Below are 17278 nucleotides of genomic sequence, written 5' to 3'. Positions count from 1 at the left end.
ACGTCCCGGCCGGAGTCCCGAACCGGCTCAGGCCCGCCGCGCCCGCAACTCGCGAACCCCCGCCACCAGCAGAACCGCGCAGGTCGCCGCTGCCGACCCCAGCACCTGCGGCCGGGCGGCGTCGTCCGTCAGCATCAGTACCAGCACGGCAGCCATGGCGGCCAGCGTCGTCCAGGTCAGCCAGGGGAAGCCCCACATCCGCAGCGTCAGTGTCTGCGGAGCCTCGCGCTCGATCCGGCGACGCAGCCGCAGCTGCGAGACGGCGATGAGACCCCAGACGAACAGCAGCACCGCGCCGACCGCGTTGAGCATGTAGAGGAAGACCGAGTCGGGCCACTTCAGATTGAGCAGGACGGAGACGAAGCCGAAGGCCACGGAGGCGAGCACCGCCCGGCGCGGCACACCGCCGGCCGAGATCCTCAGCAGCCCCTTCGGCGCTTCGCCGCGCTCCGCCAGCGAGAACACCATCCGTGACGACCCGTACAGATTGGCGTTCAGGGCCGACAGCAGCGCCACGAAGACCACGATGTTCATGATCTGGCCGGCGGACTGCACACCGATCGAGTCCAGGACCGCGACGTACGGGCTCTGCCCGGGCTCCATCGAGGTCCAGGGCAGCAGCGTGACGATGACCAGCATCGAACCGACGTAGAAGAAGAGGATGCGCCACACCGCACTGCGCACCGCCCGCGCGACCGCCCGCGCCGGGTCGTCGGACTCCGCTGCGGCGATGGTGACGACCTCCAGACCGCCGAAGGCGAAGATGACCGCGAGAACGCCGGAGACCACGCCTTCCCAGCCGTTCGGCAGGAAGCCGCCCTGCCCGGTCAGGTTGGTCATGCCGACGGGCTCGGTGTCGGGCAGCACGCCGAACACCGCCAGCAGACCCAGGGCCAGGAACAGCACGATCGCCCCGACCTTGAGGGCCGCGAACCAGAACTCGAACTCGCCGAAGTTCTTCACGGCGGCGAGGTTCGTGGCGGTGAACACCACCATGAAGATCAGCACCCAGGCCCACTGGGGCACACCGGGCACCCACCCGTTCGCGATCTGTGCCGCGCCCGTCGCCTCCACGGCGAGGACGACGACCAGCAGGAACCAGTACAGCCATCCCACCGAGAACCCGGCCCAACGCCCCATCGCCCGCTCCGCGTGCACGGAGAAGGAGCCGGAAGCGGGCATCGCGGCGGACATCTCGCCGAGCATCCGCATCACCAGCATCGCGAGCGTGCCCGCGATGAGGTAGGAGACGACGATCCCGGGGCCGGCCACCGCGATCCCGGCTCCCGAGCCGACGAACAGGCCGGCACCGATCACCCCGCCGAGGCCGAGCATGGTCAGGTGGCGCTGCTTGAGCCCGTGGGAGAGGGGTTCGGCAGGGAGTGCGTCGTGCATGGCGCTCGTACTCGCAAGGGGCTCAGCGGTTTGGTGGGATCCCACAGTGTCTCCGAGTGGGGCCCCTCGACGCAAAACGGACCGGCTCTGCTCCCACCTCCAGTGACGAGTCTCACGTCATCCGGCGCATGAAAGCTTTCCTTTGTGTGATCCCCACCAACCGTGCGCCGCGGGCTTTGTCGTTGGCTGACGGTGATCGGACGCTGACAACCGGGTTAGCGTCACCGTGTTCCCCTGTCTGCCTCACCCCCGGAGTTCCGATGAGCACTGCTTCCCTCACCTCGCGTCCCGGAGCGGTCCTCGCCGACCTGCTGCCCGCCGCCGGCGCCTCGCGCGCCCGGGCCCGCGACATCGCCCTGGTGCTCGGCGGCGCCGCGCTCACCGGTATCGCCGCCCAGATCGCCGTGCCGGTTCCCGGCTCCCCGGTCCCGGTCACCGGCCAGACCTTCGCGGCCCTGCTCGTCGGCACCGCGCTGGGCGCCCGGCGCGGCTTCCTCTCCCTCGCGCTGTACGCGCTGGTGGGTATGGCGGGCGTGCCGTGGTTCGCCAACGGCACCTCGGGCGCGGGCGGTGCTTCCTTCGGTTACGTCCTGGGCATGGTGCTGGCCGCGACGGTCGTCGGTGCGCTCGCCCGCCGTGGCGCGGACCGTTCCGTGCCGCGTACGGCCGGATCGATGGCAATCGGCTCCGCGGTGATCTACGCGGTCGGTGTCCCCTACCTGGCGTTCGCCGCGGACATCTCCCTCGGCGCCGCTGTGGCGGCCGGCCTGACGCCGTTCCTCATCGGCGACGCGCTGAAGGCCGCGCTCGCCATGGGCGCGCTCCCCGCTGCCTGGAAGCTCCTCGGCCGCCGCGGCTGAGTACGTCGTCCGCACGCGGGCGGACGCACGAAGGGGGCCCGCACACCGGTGACGGTGTGCGGGCCCCCTTCCTGTTGGGGTCAGACCCTGCCCGCCACGTTCTTGTGGAGACGCTGGCGGACCACACCGATGGCCACCACGATCGCTGCCACCAGCACCGACAGCAGCACCACCTCGCGGTTGGCGTCGTCGAAGAGCATGTAGCCCAGCACGAAGGTGATCATCGCGGCGGTCGCCCACGTCAGGTACGGGAAGAGCCACATCTTCACGGTCAGCTTCTCCGGCGCCTCGCGCAGCAGGATCCCGCGCATCCGCAGCTGGGTGAAACAGATCACCAGCCAGACGAACAGGGCCACCGCGCCCGAGGAGTTCAGGAGGAAGAGGAAGACCGTGTCCTTGAAGGCGTAGTTGAAGTAGACGGCGGCGAAGCCGAAGACCACGGAGGCCAGGATGGCGGCGGTCGGCACGCCCTTGGCGTTGACCTTGGCGAACATCTTCGGCGCGTCACCGCGCTCGCCCAGGGAGAAGGCCATGCGGGAGGCGGTGTAGAGACCCGAGTTCAGGCAGGAGAGCACCGCGGTCAGCACGATCACGTTCATGATCTGGCCCGCGTGCGCGATGCCGATCGAGTCCAGGGCCGCGACGTAGGAGCCCTTCTCGACGATCGACTTGTCGTTCCACGGCAGCAGGGTCAGGACCACGAAGATCGAGCCCAGGTAGAAGACGCCGATCCGCCAGATCACGCTGTTGGTGGCCTTCGTGACCGCGCGCCGCGGGTCCTCGGACTCACCGGCGGCCAGCGTAACGATCTCGCTGCCCATGAAGGAGAAGACGACCATCAGCACACCGGTGAGGATGGCGCCCGCACCGTTGGGCAGGAACCCTCCCGCGTCGGTGAGGTGCGCGAAGCCCGCGCCCGGGTTGTCGGAGCCCGGCAGGACGCCGAAGACCGCGAGCAGACCGATGATCACGAAGGCACCGATGGCGACGACCTTGATGCCCGCGAACCAGAACTCGAACTCACCGTAGGAGGACACCGAGACGAGGTTGGTGGCCGTCAGCACGACCATCACGATCAGCGCCCAGGCCCACTGCGGCACCGCGGGGACCCAGCCCTCGAGGATGACCGCGCCGGCGGTCGCCTCGACGGCGAGCACCACCACCCAGAAGAACCAGTACAGCCAGCCGATCGAGAAACCCGCCCAGCGGCCCAGCGCACGGTCGGCGTAAGCGGAGAAGGACCCCGAGTTCGGGCTGGCGGCGGCCATCTCGCCCAGCATCCGCATGACGAACACGACCAGCGCGCCGACCAGTGCGTAGGACACCAGGATGGCGGGACCGGCCTTGGCGATGCCGCCGGAGGACCCCACGAAGAGGCCCGCACCGATCACACCGCCAATGGCGATCATGGAGAGATGGCGGTTCTTGAGGCCGGCTTTCAGCCCATCGGAAGCCTGCGTTTCCCCGGGGTTTCCGGGTTTTTCGCCTGCCTTCGGAAGGGTTGTCTGCGTGGTCATGCGTAATCCTTAGGTTCTCGGGTTACGAGCCCGTGCATTCAAACCTGACTTCCGCCGGGACGGAAGACCCGACTCCGGATCGTTGTAGAAGGAGCAGTACGGCCCAAAGGGGTCAATACGGCGGGACCCCGGGTCAGGGTCCGGGGTCCCGCACCCGGCGGCGCCTACCCGGCACCCCGCATGCCACACTCGGAACATGCGCGTGTACCTCGGATCCGACCATGCCGGTTTTGAACTCAAGAACCACCTTGTGGAGTGGCTGAAGGTCAACGGCCATGAGCCCGTCGACTGCGGCCCCCACATCTACGACGCCCAGGACGACTACCCCCCGTTCTGTCTGCGTGCCGCCGAAAGGACGGCCGCCGACCCGGACGGCCTGGGCATCGTCATCGGCGGGTCCGGCAACGGCGAGCAGATCGCCGCGAACAAGGTCAAGGGCGTGCGCGCGGCGCTGGCATGGAGTCAGGAGACCGCGGCGCTCGGCCGCGAGCACAACAACGCGAACGTGATCTCCGTCGGCGCCCGGATGCACTCCCAGGACGACGCGACGAAGTTCGTCGAGATCTTCCTGACCACGCCCTACTCGGGTGAGGAGCGTCACACGCGCCGGATCGAGATGCTCTCGGCGTACGAGACGACCGGCGTCCTCCCGCCGATCCCGTCCCACCACCCTCAGCAGGGCTGACCCACCGTCCCTCCCTGTGCCGCCGGGCGACCCGGCGGCACAGGCGTGCGACGAACGGAACAGGAACCGGTCCGGAACCAGAGCCGGAACCAAGAAGAGGGGAGAGCACGCGCCGTGCCCGAGGGGCATACGATCCACCGCCTCGCCGAGGACCACCAGGCCCGCTTCGCGGGGTGGCCCGTGCGGGTCAGCAGCCCTCAGGGCAGGTTCGCCGAGAGTGCGGCGCTCCTGGACGGCCGGATCCTGACCGGGGTCGACGCGCACGGCAAGCACCTCTTCCTCGGCTTCGAGGGCCCGGACTGGATCCATGTCCACCTCGGCCTGTTCGGCAAGCTCGGTTTCGGCGAGGGCCAGGCCCCGCCGCCCTCCGACACCGTCCGGCTGCGCGTACGGAACGACGGGCACTACGCCGATCTGCGCGGCCCCACCACCTGCGCCCTCATCAACGGCGCCGAGAAGCGGGCGATACACGACCGCCTCGGCCCGGACCCGCTCCGCGAGGGAGAAGATCCCGAGCGGGCCTGGCGCCGGATCTCACGGAGCCGCACCACCATCGCCGCACTCCTGATGGACCAGAAGGTCGTCGCCGGCGTCGGCAACGTCTACCGCGCCGAAGTGCTCTTCCGGCACCGCATCGACCCGTACCGTGCCGGGAAGGACCTCACCGAGGCCGAGTGGCACGCCGTCTGGGCCGACCTCGTCGCCCTGATGCGCGAGGGCGTACGGAACAACCGCATCGACACCGTCCGCCCCGAGCACACCCCGGAGGCGATGGGGCGGCCGCCACGCGTGGACGACCACGGCGGCGAGGTGTACGTGTACCGCAGGGCCGACCTGCCCTGCCACATCTGTGGCGGCGAGATCCGCACCGCCGGTCTCGCCGCCCGCAACCTCTTCTGGTGCCCGGCCTGCCAGAGGGCATAGCCGCACCCCGGCGGGCGCCTCAGAAGCCGTGCGGCAGCCAAGGGGCGACGGGGGAGGAGAACGCCAGGGACGCCTCGACCAGTGCACCCTCGCGCAGTTCCCGTACCCGGCCGGCCGCCCCCAGCGAGGCGAGCGAGACGCCGCCCAGGTATGCGGCGCCCAACTCCCTTACGGACAGCGCCAGATCGGCGTCGTCCTCGGTCCGCTCGCAGGATGCGCCCTTGCCGTCCCCGGTGAGCCGCCAACGCCCCTCGTTCCAGGGGCAGAAGGCGTCCTCGACCTCGAACACGACCTCCACGGGCGTGGCGTACGTACGGGCTTCGAGCGCGGCGCCCACGTCCACCGGCCGCAGGTGGAGCGAGTCCCGGAGTCGCAGGCCGCACCGGCGGATGTCCGAGACGAGGTGCTGCCAGGCGTCGTCGACGGGCCGGTTGCGTACCCGCAGCGTCGAGGTCAGGTCGATGTCGAAGAGGAAGCGCCACAGCGCCGCGGATGCCGCCGGGTCCAGGGCCTCGGTGTCCCGCAGCACGATGGTGCCCCTGGGACCTGACACGTCCCACTCCGGCTTGTTGTGGAAGCGCGCGTAACCGACGACCTCACCGTCCCGCTCGGCCACCACGCACTGCAGCGGCGATCCGCCGTCGCGCCCGCTCTCCGGGTCGAGCACGGGCAGCCGCTCCCAGCCGGGCCGGCGGTCCAGCATCCCGGGCCGCCGGGGCACGTTGCGGGCGTACACCGCCTCGCAGGCGTCCCGTACGGCCGTCGGCTCGGCGAAGCGCAGACGAACCGCGTCCGTGCCCTGGGGCACTCTGAGCCGCACCCGGGAGGTGTCGATCTCGGCGCTGAGTTGCTGGGTCGCCAGTCCGTACCCGAAACGGCCGTAGATGTCCGGTTCCGAGGCCGTCAGCGCGGCGAGCGGCTCGCCACGCCCCCGTACGTCGTCGAGTTGATGCCGCATCATCTCGCTCAGGACGCCGCGCCTGCGGTGGGTCGCCGCCACACTCACCATGGTCACGCCGGCCGTGGGCACCAGCGCGCCTCCCGGAACGGAGAGCCGGAAAGTGAAGGCACCGGCCGTGCCGATGCACTCGTCGCCGTCCCAGACCCCGATCGAGCGTTCGTACTCGGTCAGGTCGCGATACAGCTCACGCTCCTCGGCGGGCTCCGCGACGCCGCCGAAGGCGCGCTCCAACTTGTCGTACCAGTCGTCCCATTCGGCCGGGCGCAGTCCCCGCAACTCTGTCGTCATACGACATGCCTACCAGTGCGTTCCCGTCCGGGCGAGCCGATTTCGAACGCAATGTCTGGGGGTCCCCCTGCGCGGCCGCGCGCCGGGTGGATAGGGTCCCGGTGCAATGGCCGGTGGCGTGGGAGCGGATTCGTTCACGGCCCGGATGCGCAAGTCGGCGCACCGGGTCCGCACCGCGCTGCGCAAGTCCGGCGTCGACTACTTCCGCGGCGACGGCTCCGACTGGATCGCCCTGGCCGGACTGCTGCTCACCATCCCGGCGATCGCGTGGGGAACCATCGCGATGCCGGTCTGGTGCGCGCCCGCCGCACTGGTGCTGCCCATCGTCGCGGGCGGTCTGCTGCTGCGCCCGGCCAGCCTGCTGGGGCTGTACGGGGCGGCGGCCCTGGCCCTCATCGTCGAGTCGATCCAGCTCGGTCCGTACACCGACGGTCCGGCGCGGGTCACCCCCGGCACCGTCCTGGTGGTCGCGGCCTGCGGGTTCTTCGGGTTGCTGATCGCTCAGTTCCGCAGCCGGGTGGGCGTGCCCTGGCGGCGCGGCGGGACGATGCTCTTCGACCTGCGTGAACGCATCCGGGTCCAGAGCAAACTGCCCAATCTGCCCAAGGGCTGGCACCGGGAGATGGCCCTCCGCCCGGCGGGCGGTCAGTCCTTCTCGGGCGACTTCGTGGTTGCGGCCCGGACGAACGGCGGGCGCACCCTGGAGGTCGTCCTCACCGACGTCTCCGGCAAAGGCATGGACGCGGGCTCACGCGCTTTGCTGCTGTCCGGCGCTTTCGGCGGTCTGCTCGGCTCCCTCCCGCCGCACGGCTTCCTCCCCGCCGCCAACGGCTACCTGCTCCGCCAGGACTGGGACGAGGGATTCGCCACCTCGATCCATCTCGTACTGGACCTGGAGTCGGGCGACTACGAACTCCTGTCGGCCGGCCACCTTCCGGCTCTCCAGCTGTCGGCCGGCACCGGCCGCTGGGAGGAGAAGGCGGCGGAGGGCCCGCTGCTGGGGGTTTACGACGGAGTGCAGTTCGACCCGGTCAAGGGTTCGCTGCGCCCCGGCGACGTGCTGATGCTGTTCACGGACGGCCTGGTGGAGACGGCCGACCGCGACATCAGCGAGGGCATCGACCGGCTGACCGGCGAGGCCGAACGCTATGTCGGGCCCGGCTTCGAGGGCGCGGCCTGGCACCTGATCGAAGCGGTGGCCAAGGACGTCAACGACGACAGGGCCCTGCTCATGATCCGCCGGGACTGATGCCCAGCACACCCCCGGGCGCGGCTCCCGCGGATTCGGGCCGCCGGGGCCGTCTCCGGCCCAGTGCGGCGGCCTCCGGAGCCGGGCCGGTCCTTCCGTGGACGTCAGGGGCGGGCCCGCCAGGCACTGACGCCCAGCTTTCCGGTGGTGCCGACGTCGATCGGCCCCTTGGGCGTCACGGTCTGGCGCGGCAGACCGGCCACAGGCGCGATGTCCAGGGAGGCGCCGTTGGACGGGGGCCGCGTCACGTCCGTAACGGAGTTCCTCCACACCAGCCCGGCCGATGCCGACTCGCCCGGTTGCAGTGTCACTGTGCCGGGCTCCTGCTCGAAGCTGTCGATCCGGGAGATTTCGGTGGAGCCCCGGACGACCGTCACCGCGAGCGGTGCCCGGTCCCGGTCCAGGAGCCGCAGGTCCGGGTAACCCTTCACCGTGAATGGGCGTGTGCCGCAGTTGACCATGTCCAGGTTCACGAGCCGGAGCCCCATGGCGGCGTCGCTCTCGCCTCGGTGATGATCACTCCGGGCGCCGGGCAGGCGGCCGGAGTGGCTGACGTCTCGTCGGGCGAGGGAGGTGGCGGGGGCAGGAAGGGCCGGCTGGGGCCGGGGGCCGCCTCCGGCGGCGGCGGGACGTCGCACGCGCTGCTCAGAACGGCGGCCGCCGCGAGAACCGGACCCAGTCGGCGCATGGTGTTCATCGGATGATCCTCACATGACCCGGCGGGCTCCCGATTATGCACCGCAGGAGGGCGGTGGCAGACCCTGCGCCACGAGCTGCCCGCGGCCCCTCGCCCGCGATGAGTTCCCCAGCCGTCGCGCGACAGTGGTGAAATGCTTGGGAGACTGCGCCCGTCGATCCGAGAGCGAGGGAGTCCTGTGTCCGATCTGACCCTGGCCGACGTCGAGGCGATCGCCCGCGCCGCACATGCCACGCAGACCGACAAGGACGGACGTCCGTACATCGAGCATGTGCAGGCGGTCGCCGACGGCGTTCGGGCCCGCGGCGGCTCGGACGAGCAGCTCGCCGCCGCCTGGCTGCACGACACCATCGAGGACGGCGCGCTCTCGGAGGGCTGGTTGGAAGGCGCCGCGCTCCCGCAGGCCACCAAGGACATGGTCCGCGCCGTCAGCAAGCGGGCGGGCGAGTCCATGGAGGAGTACACCCGTCGCATCCTCGCGACCCCCGGGGCGCTGCTGATCAAGGAGGCGGACCTCGCGCACAACACCGACCCGGACCGGCTCGCCAGACTCGACGAGCCGACCCGGAACCGCCTGAGGGAGAAGTACGCGCGCATGCGCCGGCTGCTGGGCCTGACGGGCGAGGGCAGGACCGGCGAGGGCCGCGATCAGGTCTGACCGGTGGCCGGTGCGGGGGACCGCTCCCGCCTCGGTTCCTGGCGGGCGCCCTTGAAGGCCCACTCCAGCCGTGGTTCCAGCACGGTCCGGAACGCCCTCCGCACCGGTGGCGTACACAGCGCCGTCACCGCCCCCGCTGCCACCACGGTCACCGCGACCAGGCCGAGCGGGCTGCTGAGCCAGTCGATCCCGAACCAGCCCCGGAAGGCCGCTCCCTTCACCAGGAAGCCGTGCAGCAGGTAGCCGCTCAGAGTGCCCGCACCCAGCACGGTGAACCACATTTCGCGGCGCGGCACCCAGGCCAGGAAACATGCGCTCAGCAGCGCCGAGCCGGTCAGCAGCACCAGTGTCATCAGCACCCCCGTCCACCACGGCTGGCCGAGCTCCTCCGCGCTGCTGGAGTGGTAGAGCCAGCGGGCGGTCGTCCGCGGCACGGCCCAGTACGCGATGACCAGCGCGCCCGCGAAGACCGGCAGGGCGAGCAGTCTGACCGCGCGCCGCCGTACCGCCTCGAAGTGCTCGGGCCGCAGATACAGCCCGGCCACGAAGAACGGCAGGAACTGCAGGACGCGCTGCAGGTCCAGGTCCTTGCCGATGCTCGGCGTGACGGAGGCCAGCACGGCGACGCCGACCGCGATCACCAGCGGCCGGCGCACCGCCCTCCACAGCGGGGTGGTCAGCCGCCACACGAACAGCGCGGCCAGGAACCAGGTCAGATACATCGGGTCGAGCAGGCTGATCTGCTGCTCCGGTGAGCTGCCCGCCCAGCGCTTGAACAGCGAGTACGCGATTTCGAAGACGACGAACGGCACGACCACGCCGCCCACCAGCCGCCGCAGTTGAGCGGGCCGCATCTCGAAACTGCGGGAGAAATAGCCCGATATAAGAATGAAGGCGGGCATATGGAAGGCATACACGAGCATGTAGAGCGCCTCGGCGGCACGGCTGCCGTCCTTGAGAGGCTCCCAGGCGTGGGCCACGGCCACCAGCACGATGGCCAGATACTTGGCGTTGTCGAAGTACGGGTCGCGCTGCTTGGTGGCGGACTCGGCCGGTGGGGCGGCCGGTTGTGGGGGAATTACGGTCCGTGACAGTGTGGGGCTGTGGAACATCCAGGGCACCATAGTGGCGCTGCCGGGATGGGTAAACCCGACCTCCGAAGCCCCCTGCAGCGAGTGTCGGGCGCCCTGATGGCGTGAACTGATTGCCGATGATTCGTCACGCGGCGGATAGGACCGGCCTGTTGGTGGCACGATGGTGCATGTGGGGGTGTGCGGGGCCGTACGCTCCCCGGCCGGCAAGGCGGACCGACCGAGGGTGTGATCAGTTGTGGCCATTTCACTGTCTGTGGTGCTGCTGTTGGCGATCATCCTGGTGGTGTTGATCCGCGGAGGCTCCCTGAAGGCCGGGCCCGCCCTGGTGGCGGTGCTGTTCGGCTTCTTTCTCGCGTCCACCGACATGGCGCCGTCGGTCAACCGCTTCCTCAACTCGATAGCGGACACCATCAACCAGATCAATTTCTAGCCAAAGATGGGGACGCCGGCCGATGTGTATCACCGTCCGCTGGGCTGTGCGCCCGGGGCGGGAGTGAGGCGAATCACGAACGGGGTGACGCGGAACGGTGACGACGCAGGGCGGTGCGGCAGGGAGTGAGCAAGCGCGGAGTGCTCGGCGTCGTCGGCGCGGCCACGGACGGCATCGAGTCGTTGCGCACGGGCCTGGTGGAACCGGCGATGGAGCGCGGCTGGCAAGTGGCTGTGACGTTGACGCCGACTGCCGGCCGATGGCTCCGGTCGAACGGTGAAGCCGAACGGCTGGAGGAGCTGACCGGTCTGCCCGTCCGTGACATGCCGCGGCTGCCGGGTGAACCCCGTCCACACCCCGTCGCCGACTGCTACGCCGTCGCTCCGGCGAGTGCCAACTACGTCGCCAAACTCGCCACCGGTATCGCCGACAACCAAGCACTCACACAGGTCGGGGAGGCCATCGGCACGATCGGCGTACCCGTGGTGCTGTTCCCGCGGATCAACGCCGCCCATGCCCGCCATCCGGCCTGGGAGGGTCACATCCAAGCCCTGCGCAGAGGCGGCGTCGAACTCGTCTACGGTCCCGGGGCCTGGCCACTGCGCGAGCCGCGAGAAGACGAATCTGTTCGCGAACTGCCCTGGGCGGAGATCTTGCACTTGGCGGACCAGGGGCCGCGTGCTCGTGATCTCTGACGCCGCGCACGACTGACGGGACCCTCGTGGCAGAAAGCCTGTCTCGTTCGGTCGTTGCCCGTCCGCCGACCGGTGTACCGGCCCGGCGGGCCGTCGCCGCAGGAGGAGGAGGAGCCCGTCAGCTGCTGGACTCCACCAGCTGCGCGTACTCCTTGCCGAGCTGTGACATGGCGTCATCGAACGCCTTCTGGGGGACGGCCTCCTGCAAAGTGCCGAGGACCGCCCGGAAACCGCCGGCCGCTTCTGACTCGGACAGGCCGGTGTGCTCACGCACCCTGCGGATCGACTCGTCGGGCCCGAAGACGTGCATGTCTCCCCGCCCCCGGTTGAGTGAGTCAAGCAGAGGCTCGGGAAGTTCGAGGGCCAGATCGCGGGCTTCGCCGTCGCTCAGACGAAGTGCGAGCGTCTCGAGCGTGGCGCGGGTGAGATCGGCCGCTTCCTGCCGCGAGAGTCCCGTGCGATCCGCCACTGCCTGGAAGAACTCCTTGTCGTCCATGCGGGTCTCCTCATCGGAATCGAGGGATGGGCGAGGGAGAGGTGACCTCATCCACCACCTTGCCACGCACTCATCCCGCCTGCGAGGCACAGCGCGTCGGCCCGGCGCCGTCCGGACCCGGGCGGGGACGGTACGGCCCCGCGCCGGCGGTGGGTCCATGTCGAGAGGGCCGAGCAGGCATGAGAAAAGTTCGAAAGGTTCTCTGATCCAGCCGCCGAAATGACATCAGGGCCAGGCGGAGGATGAATCCTCTGACCTGGCCCGGAGTCGTCTGGAGCGGGCGACGGGAATCGAACCCGCGTAGCCAGTTTGGAAGACTGGGGCTCTACCATTGAGCTACGCCCGCACATATGTCGCGCCACAGATCATGTGGCCGCGGCACGAACAGCATCGTAGCGGGTCGGAGTGGCTGGGCGCACACCCCTTCCGCCGGAGTGCCGCGCCGACGCAAAGCGGGAGCCGCAGGCCGTGGGGGCATGTACCCTACGTGTCGCACCGACGGGGTGTGGCGCAGCTTGGTAGCGCGTCCGCTTTGGGAGCGGAAGGTCGTCGGTTCGAATCCGGCCACCCCGACCACCAGCAAGATCGCGTTGTGGGCCGCCTGCTGCTTGCGGTTACTATGCAAGCTGCGTGCCCGTGTGTCTGATCTACCGGGCCCCATCCGCTGAACCGCTGAATCCCAGCGTCAGCAGACCCTCAAGAAGTCAGCCACCAAGGAGACCGAACCGTGAAGAGCGCCGTGGAGACCCTGAACCCGACTCGGGTTCGGCTCACTGTCGAGGTGCCCTTCGAGGAGCTCAAGGACAGCCTCGACGCGGCGTACAAGAAGATCAACCAGCAGGTCACGGTGAAGGGCTTCCGTAAGGGCAAGATCCCGGCCCGAGTCATCGACCAGCGGTTCGGCCGTGGTGCTGTGCTGGAGGAGGCCGTCAACGACGCCCTCCCGAAGTTCTACACCGAGGCGGTCAACGAAGGTGAGCTCAACGTCCTCGGCCAGCCCGAGGTCGACATCACCGAGCTGAAGGACGGCGAGCTGCTCGCCTTCACCGCCGAGGTGGACATCCGCCCGGCGATCGAGATCCCCGACTACTCGGGCATCGAGGTGACCGTCGACGCCGTCGAGGTCACCGACGAGGACGTCGAGAAGTCGGTGGAGCAGCTGCGTGAGCGCTTCGCTTCCACGAACCCGGTGGAGCGCGCCGCGGCCGAGGGCGACGTCGTGACGATCGACCTCGAGGCCAAGGTCGACGGCGAGGTCCTCCCGGACGGCGTCGCGAGCGGCGTCTCGTACACGATCGGCTCCGGCGAGCTGCTCGACGGCATCGACGAGGCCGTCACCGGCCTGGAGGCCGGCGGCGAGGCCACCTTCACCTCCCAGCTCAAGGGCGGCAGCGCCGAGGGCAAGGACGCCGAGGTCACGGTCAAGGTCACCGCAGTCGCCGCGCGTGAGCTGCCTGAGCTGGACGACGACTTCGCCCAGCTGGCGAGCGAGTTCGACACGCTCGACGAGCTTAAGGCGGACAGCCGCAAGCGCCTCGAGAACATGAAGCAGTACGACCAGGCCACGCAGGCGCAGGAGCGCGTGCTCGAGGAGCTGCTGAAGCTCATCGAGGTGCCGATCCCCGAGAAGCTCCTCGAGGACGAGGTCAACACGCGCAAGCACAACCTGGAGCACCACCAGCTCGGCCAGATGGGCCTGGACATCGAGAAGTACCTCGAGATCCAGGGCAAGACGGTCGAGGAGTTCGACGCCGAGACCAAGGAGCAGGCGGTCAAGGGCATCAAGACGCAGTTCGTCCTGGACGAGCTTGTCAACAAGGAGAAGCTGAACGTCAGCCAGGAGGAGCTCACCGAGCACCTCATGCGGCGTGCCGCCTCCTCCGGCATGAGCCCCGACCAGTTCGCCCAGGCGGTCGTCGAGGGCGGCCAGGTGCCGATGCTCGTCGGCGAGGTCGCCCGCGGCAAGGCGCTCGCCGTGGTCGTCGAGGCCGCCAAGGTCGTCGACAGCAACGGTGAGGTCGTCGACCTGGACGACGAGGACGAGACCGAGACCACGGCTGAGGCCGCCGGTGACGCCACCGAGGGCGACGTGACCGAGGGTGACGAGGCCGAGGGCAAGAACGAGGCCTGAGCCTCTGCTCCACCCTGTTGATCTCGTACGAGAGGCCCGGACGCGCCATGCGTCCGGGCCTCTTGTCATACGTATACGGAGCCTGCACCTTGCGCTCCGAGCGAACAGTTCGGGAACCGGGATGGCGTTGTCCTACCTGCGCGTTAGGGTCCATGAATACGAGGGCACGGAAGTACGCGTAAGCCGGTTCGCGCCATTGCGCGAGCCCGGCCCCCCGCGCCCCAGAACGAAGACGCTGAGACGGCCGTAGCCGTCAGAGACGAGCAGGTGGATACGTGACGAATCTGATGCCTTCCGCCGCCGGCGAGCCGTCCATTGGTGGTGGCCTCGGCGACCAGGTCTACAGCCGGCTGCTCGGCGAGCGGATCATCTTCCTCGGCCAGCCCGTCGACGATGACATCGCCAACAAGATCACGGCGCAGCTGCTTCTCCTGTCCGCCGACCCGGACAAGGACATCTACCTCTACATCAACAGCCCCGGTGGCTCGGTGACGGCCGGCATGGCGGTCTACGACACCATGCAGTACATCCCGAACGACGTGGTCACCATCGGCATGGGCCTCGCCGCCTCGATGGGCCAGTTCCTGCTCACCGCGGGCACCGCGGGCAAGCGCTTCGCGCTGCCCAACACCGACATCCTCATGCACCAGGGCTCCGCCGGCCTCGGCGGCACCGCCTCGGACATCAAGATCCAGGCCGAGCAGCTGCTGCGTACCAAGAAGCGCATGGCGGAGATCACCGCACACCACACCGGCCAGACCGAGGAGACGATCATCCGGGACGGTGACCGTGACCGCTGGTTCTCCGCCGAGGAGGCCAAGGAGTACGGCATCATCGACCAGATCATCACCAACGCCGCAGGCGTTCCGGGCGGCGGCGGCACCGGGGCCTGATCCCGGACCACCGCTTCGCAGCCGAGCCCGACAGCCCACAGAACGCCACCAGGATGGTGAACACCGACATGAACGACTTTTCCCTCAGCGCCAGCGGCCTGTACACCGGCCCGCAGGTGGACAACCGCTACATCGTGCCGCGCTTCGTGGAGCGCACCTCGCAGGGTGTGCGTGAGTACGACCCGTACGCGAAGCTGTTCGAGGAGCGCGTGATCTTCCTCGGCGTGCAGATCGACGACGCCTCCGCCAACGACGTCATGGCGCAGCTGCTGTGCCTGGAGTCGATGGACCCGGACCGCGACATCTCGATCTACATCAACAGCCCCGGCGGCTCGTTCACCGCGCTGACCGCGATCTACGACACGATGCAGTTCGTGAAGCCGGACATCCAGACGGTGTGCATGGGCCAGGCGGCCTCCGCCGCAGCCATCCTGCTCGCCGCCGGTACGCCCGGTAAGCGAATGGCTCTGCCGAACGCGCGCGTGCTGATTCACCAGCCGTCCAGCCAGACCGGCCGGGAGCAGCTCTCCGACCTGGAGATCGCGGCCAACGAGATCCTGCGCATGCGTGCGCAGCTCGAGGAGATGCTGGCCAAGCACTCCACGACGCCGATCGAGAAGATCCGCGACGACATCGAGCGCGACAAGATCCTCACCGCTGAGGAAGCCCTTGCGTACGGTCTGGTCGACCAGATCGTCTCGACCCGCAAGAGCACTGGCGCAGTGGCCGGCTGACCAGGCTGCCCAAGGACTTGCCAACCCTTGGCGTGATTCACGTCAATGTGAACCACGCCAAGGGGGGCCCGAACGGGGGCCCGGGCAAGGTACCGTCGGATATGAGGCACCAGGAGCCGCTGAACCAGGCGTCTCCCAGGCGAAGGGGAAGCACCTCGTGGCACGCATCGGTGATGGCGGCGACCTGCTCAAGTGCTCGTTCTGCGGAAAGAGCCAGAAGCAGGTGAAGAAGCTCATTGCAGGCCCCGGTGTGTACATCTGCGACGAGTGCATCGACCTCTGCAACGAGATCATCGAGGAGGAGCTCGCAGAGACCTCCGAAGTGCGGTGGGAGGAACTCCCCAAACCGCGCGAGATCTACGAGTTCCTCGAGGGGTACGTCGTCGGGCAGGAGCCCGCGAAGAAGGCCCTCTCGGTAGCGGTGTACAACCACTACAAGCGCGTCCAGGCCGGCGAGAACAGCGGGGGCACGTCCCGGGACGACGCGATCGAACTCGCCAAGTCCAACATCCTGCTGCTCGGCCCCACCGGGTCGGGCAAGACGCTTCTCGCCCAGACGTTGGCCCGCATGCTCAACGTCCCGTTCGCCATCGCCGACGCGACGGCGCTGACGGAGGCCGGCTATGTCGGTGAGGACGTCGAGAACATCCTGCTGAAGCTGATCCAGGCCGCGGACTACGACGTCAAGAAGGCCGAGACCGGCATCATCTACATCGACGAGATCGACAAGGTCGCCCGTAAGAGCGAGAACCCGTCGATCACGCGTGACGTCAGCGGTGAGGGCGTTCAGCAGGCCCTGCTCAAGATTCTTGAGGGCACGACTGCTTCGGTCCCGCCGCAGGGCGGACGCAAGCACCCGCACCAGGAGTTCATCCAGATCGACACGACGAACGTGCTCTTCATCGTGGGCGGCGCCTTCGCCGGCCTCGAGAAGATCATCGAGTCGCGGGCGGGGGCGAAGGGCATCGGCTTCGGCGCGACGATCCGCTCCAAGCGGGAGATCGAGGCGAGCGACCAGTTCCAGGAGGTCATGCCGGAGGATCTGGTGAAGTTCGGGATGATCCCCGAGTTCATCGGCCGTCTCCCCGTGATCACGTCCGTGCACAACCTGGACCGGGAAGCCCTGCTCCAGATCCTGGTCGAGCCGCGCAACGCGCTGGTGAAGCAGTACCAGCGTCTCTTCGAACTCGACGGCGTGGAGCTGGACTTCGAGCGCGAGGCCCTCGAAGCCATCGCGGACCAGGCGATCCTCCGCCAGACGGGAGCGCGCGGTCTGCGCGCGATCATGGAGGAGGTGCTGATGTCGGTGATGTACGAGGTGCCGTCCCGCAAGGACGTTGCCCGTGTGGTCATCACGGCGGACGTGGTCCGCTCCAACGTGAACCCGACGCTGGTGCCGAGGATTCTGGGCAAGGGCGAGCGCCACGAGAAGTCGGCGTAACTCCCGGGCTGCGCAAGCGAAAGGGGCGCCCGGCCGGGCGACCGGCCGGGGGCCCGTGGGGGTGTTGGGTTTTAGTTGGGGTTATTAACCTTTTGTGGGGGGGGGGGGTTTTAGCGTTGGCGCCCCATAG

Annotated in this window: 18 protein-coding genes and 2 tRNA genes; 12 read left to right on the top strand and 8 right to left on the bottom strand. The window is 68.9% G+C overall.

All coding sequences use genetic code 11. The annotated features are described in order from the left end of the window. Positions 1-27: 27 nt before the first annotated feature. On the bottom strand, positions 28-1395 hold the full coding sequence (locus AB0M62_RS24335) for an amino acid permease (RefSeq protein WP_366076400.1): 1368 nt from the start codon (positions 1393-1395) through the stop codon (positions 28-30). A 260-nt stretch (positions 1396-1655) separates the two neighbouring features. Between AB0M62_RS24335 and AB0M62_RS24330 the strand changes: the two genes are divergently transcribed. Beyond that, positions 1656-2255, top strand: coding sequence for a biotin transporter BioY (locus tag AB0M62_RS24330; protein WP_366076399.1), 600 nt, complete (start codon positions 1656-1658; stop codon positions 2253-2255). Positions 2256-2335: 80 nt separating this feature from the next. On the opposite strand, the gene AB0M62_RS24325 is transcribed toward AB0M62_RS24330, so the two are convergent. Continuing rightward, on the bottom strand, positions 2336-3772 hold the full coding sequence (locus AB0M62_RS24325; protein ID WP_366076398.1) for an amino acid permease: 1437 nt from the start codon (positions 3770-3772) through the stop codon (positions 2336-2338). A 196-nt stretch (positions 3773-3968) separates the two neighbouring features. Here AB0M62_RS24325 and AB0M62_RS24320 point away from each other — a divergent pair, with 196 nt between their 5' ends. Both AB0M62_RS24320 and AB0M62_RS24315 read left to right on the top strand, forming a co-directional pair. Continuing rightward, positions 3969-4457 carry a ribose-5-phosphate isomerase gene (locus tag AB0M62_RS24320; protein WP_366076397.1) on the top strand — a complete coding sequence of 163 codons (489 nt, stop codon included), beginning with the start codon at positions 3969-3971 and terminating at the stop codon, positions 4455-4457. Between the two features lie 114 nt (positions 4458-4571). Further along, on the top strand, positions 4572-5381 hold the full coding sequence (locus AB0M62_RS24315) for a DNA-formamidopyrimidine glycosylase family protein (protein WP_366076396.1): 810 nt from the start codon (positions 4572-4574) through the stop codon (positions 5379-5381). Between the two features lie 19 nt (positions 5382-5400). Here AB0M62_RS24315 and AB0M62_RS24310 read toward each other — a convergent pair whose 3' ends face one another. Beyond that, positions 5401-6630: a GNAT family N-acetyltransferase gene (locus AB0M62_RS24310; protein ID WP_366076395.1), complete on the bottom strand. Its 1230-nt coding sequence runs from the start codon at positions 6628-6630 to the stop codon at positions 5401-5403. Between the two features lie 106 nt (positions 6631-6736). On the opposite strand from AB0M62_RS24310, the gene AB0M62_RS24305 reads away from it, so the two are divergent. Beyond that, entirely contained in the window at positions 6737-7879 is a 1143-nt protein-coding gene (locus AB0M62_RS24305; RefSeq protein ID WP_366076394.1) for a PP2C family protein-serine/threonine phosphatase, read from the top strand. A 104-nt stretch (positions 7880-7983) separates the two neighbouring features. On the opposite strand, the gene AB0M62_RS24300 is transcribed toward AB0M62_RS24305, so the two are convergent. Together AB0M62_RS24300 and AB0M62_RS24295 are read right to left on the bottom strand one after the other, a co-directional pair. Beyond that, the gene (locus tag AB0M62_RS24300; RefSeq protein WP_366076393.1) at positions 7984-8367 is read right to left on the bottom strand and encodes a DUF4232 domain-containing protein; all 384 of its coding nucleotides are present in this window, start codon (positions 8365-8367) and stop codon (positions 7984-7986) included. Beyond that, positions 8349-8576, bottom strand: a complete 228-nt coding sequence (locus AB0M62_RS24295; RefSeq protein ID WP_366076392.1) for a hypothetical protein — start codon at positions 8574-8576, stop codon at positions 8349-8351. The genes AB0M62_RS24300 and AB0M62_RS24295 overlap by 19 nt, the downstream gene beginning before the upstream one ends. Positions 8577-8754: 178 nt before the next feature. Here AB0M62_RS24295 and AB0M62_RS24290 point away from each other — a divergent pair, with 178 nt between their 5' ends. After that, positions 8755-9234, top strand: a complete 480-nt coding sequence (locus AB0M62_RS24290; protein WP_366076391.1) for an HD domain-containing protein — start codon at positions 8755-8757, stop codon at positions 9232-9234. On the opposite strand, the gene AB0M62_RS24285 is transcribed toward AB0M62_RS24290, so the two are convergent. Then, complete coding sequence (locus AB0M62_RS24285) at positions 9225-10346, bottom strand: acyltransferase family protein (RefSeq protein ID WP_366076390.1); 1122 nt, start codon at positions 10344-10346, stop codon at positions 9225-9227. The genes AB0M62_RS24290 and AB0M62_RS24285 overlap by 10 nt on opposite strands. A 217-nt stretch (positions 10347-10563) precedes the next feature. Between AB0M62_RS24285 and AB0M62_RS24280 the strand changes: the two genes are divergently transcribed. Together AB0M62_RS24280 and AB0M62_RS24275 are read left to right on the top strand one after the other, a co-directional pair. Then, positions 10564-10758 (top strand): hypothetical protein, encoded by a 195-nt coding sequence (locus AB0M62_RS24280; RefSeq protein WP_254370554.1) that lies wholly within the window; start codon positions 10564-10566, stop codon positions 10756-10758. Between the two features lie 125 nt (positions 10759-10883). Next, entirely contained in the window at positions 10884-11453 is a 570-nt protein-coding gene (locus tag AB0M62_RS24275) for a flavoprotein (RefSeq protein WP_366076389.1), read from the top strand. Between the two features lie 118 nt (positions 11454-11571). Here the strand turns inward: AB0M62_RS24275 and AB0M62_RS24270 are convergent, their stop codons facing one another. Further along, complete coding sequence (locus AB0M62_RS24270) at positions 11572-11949, bottom strand: DUF2267 domain-containing protein (protein WP_366076388.1); 378 nt, start codon at positions 11947-11949, stop codon at positions 11572-11574. 272 nt (positions 11950-12221) lie between these two features. Continuing rightward, positions 12222-12295 (bottom strand) — tRNA-Gly (locus AB0M62_RS24265). A gap of 153 nt (positions 12296-12448) precedes the next feature. Here AB0M62_RS24265 and AB0M62_RS24260 point away from each other — a divergent pair. The 5 genes from AB0M62_RS24260 to clpX all read left to right on the top strand — a co-directional run bounded on the left by AB0M62_RS24260 (position 12449) and on the right by clpX (position 17148). Continuing rightward, positions 12449-12525, top strand: a tRNA-Pro gene (locus AB0M62_RS24260). 151 nt (positions 12526-12676) lie between these two features. Beyond that, positions 12677-14080 carry a trigger factor gene (gene tig / locus AB0M62_RS24255; RefSeq protein ID WP_366076387.1) on the top strand — a complete coding sequence of 468 codons (1404 nt, stop codon included), beginning with the start codon at positions 12677-12679 and terminating at the stop codon, positions 14078-14080. Positions 14081-14367: 287 nt separating this feature from the next. Continuing rightward, complete coding sequence (locus tag AB0M62_RS24250; RefSeq protein ID WP_254370698.1) at positions 14368-14973, top strand: ATP-dependent Clp protease proteolytic subunit; 606 nt, start codon at positions 14368-14370, stop codon at positions 14971-14973. Positions 14974-15026: 53 nt separating this feature from the next. After that, positions 15027-15707, top strand: coding sequence for an ATP-dependent Clp protease proteolytic subunit (locus tag AB0M62_RS24245; RefSeq protein ID WP_366076386.1), 681 nt, complete (start codon positions 15027-15029; stop codon positions 15705-15707). A 157-nt stretch (positions 15708-15864) separates the two neighbouring features. Then, on the top strand, positions 15865-17148 hold the full coding sequence (clpX, locus tag AB0M62_RS24240) for an ATP-dependent Clp protease ATP-binding subunit ClpX (RefSeq protein WP_366076385.1): 1284 nt from the start codon (positions 15865-15867) through the stop codon (positions 17146-17148). Positions 17149-17278 lie beyond the last annotated feature (130 nt).

This window comes from Streptomyces sp. NPDC051219 (assembly GCF_040682335.1).
In the GTDB taxonomy this organism is placed as follows: domain Bacteria; phylum Actinomycetota; class Actinomycetes; order Streptomycetales; family Streptomycetaceae; genus Streptomyces.
The sequence above is the reverse complement of the archived record's forward strand: the minus strand, read 5'-3'. Positions and strand labels throughout refer to the sequence as shown.

Bases quoted from the DNA above. Each gene is read 5' to 3' on its own strand.
- AB0M62_RS24335 (WP_366076400.1), bottom strand. From the start codon at position 1,395: ATGCACGACGCACTCCCTGCCGAACCCCTCTCCCACGGGCTCAAGCAG.
- AB0M62_RS24330 (WP_366076399.1), top strand. From the start codon at position 1,656: ATGAGCACTGCTTCCCTCACCTCGCGTCCCGGAGCGGTCCTCGCCGAC.
- AB0M62_RS24325 (WP_366076398.1), bottom strand. From the start codon at position 3,772: ATGACCACGCAGACAACCCTTCCGAAGGCAGGCGAAAAACCCGGAAAC.
- AB0M62_RS24320 (WP_366076397.1), top strand. From the start codon at position 3,969: ATGCGCGTGTACCTCGGATCCGACCATGCCGGTTTTGAACTCAAGAAC.
- AB0M62_RS24310 (WP_366076395.1), bottom strand. From the start codon at position 6,630: ATGACGACAGAGTTGCGGGGACTGCGCCCGGCCGAATGGGACGACTGG.
- AB0M62_RS24305 (WP_366076394.1), top strand. From the start codon at position 6,737: ATGGCCGGTGGCGTGGGAGCGGATTCGTTCACGGCCCGGATGCGCAAG.
- AB0M62_RS24300 (WP_366076393.1), bottom strand. From the start codon at position 8,367: ATGGGGCTCCGGCTCGTGAACCTGGACATGGTCAACTGCGGCACACGC.
- AB0M62_RS24295 (WP_366076392.1), bottom strand. From the start codon at position 8,576: ATGAACACCATGCGCCGACTGGGTCCGGTTCTCGCGGCGGCCGCCGTT.
- AB0M62_RS24285 (WP_366076390.1), bottom strand. From the start codon at position 10,346: ATGTTCCACAGCCCCACACTGTCACGGACCGTAATTCCCCCACAACCG.
- AB0M62_RS24270 (WP_366076388.1), bottom strand. From the start codon at position 11,949: ATGGACGACAAGGAGTTCTTCCAGGCAGTGGCGGATCGCACGGGACTC.
- AB0M62_RS24250 (WP_254370698.1), top strand. From the start codon at position 14,368: ATGCCTTCCGCCGCCGGCGAGCCGTCCATTGGTGGTGGCCTCGGCGAC.
- AB0M62_RS24245 (WP_366076386.1), top strand. From the start codon at position 15,027: ATGGTGAACACCGACATGAACGACTTTTCCCTCAGCGCCAGCGGCCTG.